A 1,950-nucleotide genomic window follows, 5' to 3' on the forward strand; every position below is an offset into this window, starting at 1 on the left:
GGATGCGCAGCGCATGCACCGTGCTTCTGACAGTACGAGTTACTTGCTCTGACCCGGGTACAGGTCAGAGTGAGAGATATTTTCTCAGGATGGAAGACGCAACATAAATATATCAGAAAAATATCAGCCACTTATAATAAAACGGAAAGATTCAATTTATTTATCCTTATTAATACATAGGCGATAACTATGCACCTCATTTAAATTCCGCTTCGCCATTTGCTATAATAATAAAGTGGTTAAATTTATTCTCATTCATTTTTAAGCGAGGTGTAAACGTGTTGTACAGCGAAGACATGACCGGTCACGCAGTTATTGGTGAAGCAGCAGTCAATCTTGCCGTGCGTGAAGAGGAAATATCCGTTGATGCTCTCCTGACGGAGCTGAACATTATGCTTAAAGCAGAGAAAATCAGCAGCCGCAGCCGGCGCATCAGCGATGCCATCAGCTGGCTGCGCGACTTCCGGACCGTCGGTGCGCGCGGGAGTGACAATAAGGAATGGATGCTCCCTAATGTTGACAGCCAAAGTGCCGGCGGCGAGGCCACCATTCGCCTGCAGGCTGATGATGAAGATGAAATGAGATAACCACAACCCCAACGAGCGGGCGCTTAGCGTCCGCCTTCACCTGACTTCGTAAGATGAATGCCTGCGCGCGCCATCATTAACGAAGCGCACCCCAGCGCCTTTTAACCTATAATTTATCTGTCATCGGGTACGTTCTGCAGATGCAGCGCTGCCGGCTGCACAATAATAATCCGCAACACCACTTTTACCGCCGTCATCCGTTCAGGATGCTCCGGCAGGGACTTCACAGCATGAAAAATACCAACTCAGTGACCACAATCCGCGCCCGCCTGCAGAACAGCGGCGACGCGCTGGCGGCTGAAAGTCAGGAGCTTGAGGAGGCAATACAGGCGATTCTGGCCTCAGGCGGACAGCTGACCAATAAAACGCTCATCATCCACGTCATTCACGACCTTGAGCAGGAGCGTGACGCGCAGAGACAGGCGGTGCTGCGCAGCGTGCTGGAGCTTATCGTCAGTCACACGCCGGACGACGCCGGCGGGCAGGCTTCATAACGCCTGCGCGACAGGGCTATTTCAGTTAAGTTTGGCGGCAAAAATCCGGATGGCCCGGCTGCAGGCCTCGCGCATGGCCATATCGGAGCCGGTCTCCTTCAGGCGCCAGAGCGCACCGATAAGTTCGTGCGGGCTGACTGTACCGCCCCTGTGCAGTACCTGCCTGATGGCCAGCCCGATGGCTTCATGCATCAGTTCCTGTATTTCATTTTCGGTTTTCAGATGCGCTCCGCTTATTGGGGATATACACAGTGTATCGCGATAAGCGGCGCGCAGATATAAGCACCAAAAAAAACCGCCCGGAGGCGGTTAAATCAGCGGGGCGGCGCCCCGGTCGGGCGGAATGTCTCTGTCGCCGCCCGGCACCTCGTCTTCATGACCGGGCGCCGGCTCGTGGTCCGGCAGCGGGGTCGCATCGTCAGGCATCGGCTGGTCAGACATGCTATTTTCCACCCTTCTGCTTCATGGTATCGCTGTCCCTGGTGTCTTTTTTGTTGCCCGCGGGCAGCTTGCTGTGGTCGGCGTCTTTGCCATCCTTCACATTTTTATCGTTACGGTCAGCCATGTTTACCTCCGTCACCCGGTATCGGGTAACGTTAAGTTTAACCGCGTGACGGTACCGGAAGGTGAATAAATATCCGATCTGTGACTTAAGCGTAAAAACCGCTCATTACGCGGGCGGTGAAAGCGAGGCGTCCCGCGCCTCGGTCATGCTGTCGTCCACGCACAGACGGCAGACGCAGGCCCGTATCTTCAGCTGATGTGACGCAATCTGATACGCGTGCCGGTAGCTCACGGCCGAGCCCAGAAACTGACGCTCAGGATGGTCCTCCAGGCACACGCAGCCCTTCACGTGAAGCTGTTCCTGC

6 protein-coding genes are annotated in these 1,950 nt (G+C 54.7%); 2 read left to right on the plus strand and 4 right to left on the minus strand.

Annotation, left to right across the window (positions count from 1 at the left end):
- Nucleotides 1-278 precede the first annotated feature (278 nt).
- Nucleotides 279-587, plus strand: coding sequence for a hypothetical protein (locus tag VH86_RS24370; RefSeq protein WP_045834410.1), 309 nt, complete (start codon nucleotides 279-281; stop codon nucleotides 585-587).
- Between the two features lie 230 nt (nucleotides 588-817).
- On the plus strand, nucleotides 818-1,081 hold the full coding sequence (locus tag VH86_RS24375; RefSeq protein ID WP_045834411.1) for a biofilm development regulator YmgB/AriR family protein: 264 nt from the start codon (nucleotides 818-820) through the stop codon (nucleotides 1,079-1,081).
- Nucleotides 1,082-1,102: 21 nt separating this feature from the next.
- On the opposite strand, the gene VH86_RS25580 is transcribed toward VH86_RS24375, so the two are convergent.
- The 4 genes from VH86_RS25580 to VH86_RS26245 all read right to left on the minus strand — a co-directional run.
- On the minus strand, nucleotides 1,103-1,273 hold the full coding sequence (locus tag VH86_RS25580) for a hypothetical protein (RefSeq protein WP_231647401.1): 171 nt from the start codon (nucleotides 1,271-1,273) through the stop codon (nucleotides 1,103-1,105).
- Nucleotides 1,274-1,390: 117 nt separating this feature from the next.
- Entirely contained in the window at nucleotides 1,391-1,522 is a 132-nt protein-coding gene (locus tag VH86_RS26295; RefSeq protein ID WP_255352511.1) for a hypothetical protein, read from the minus strand.
- A 1-nt stretch (nucleotide 1,523) separates the two neighbouring features.
- A complete protein-coding gene (locus VH86_RS26300; RefSeq protein ID WP_254919502.1) occupies nucleotides 1,524-1,646 on the minus strand; it encodes a hypothetical protein in 123 nt (40 codons plus the stop codon).
- Nucleotides 1,647-1,751: 105 nt separating this feature from the next.
- A partial coding sequence (locus VH86_RS26245) for a hypothetical protein (RefSeq protein WP_082082888.1) occupies nucleotides 1,752-1,950 on the minus strand: 199 nt, incomplete at its 5' end.

The organism is Pantoea sp. BL1, assembly GCF_000963985.1.
Classification (GTDB): domain Bacteria; phylum Pseudomonadota; class Gammaproteobacteria; order Enterobacterales; family Enterobacteriaceae; genus Pantoea; species Pantoea rwandensis_B.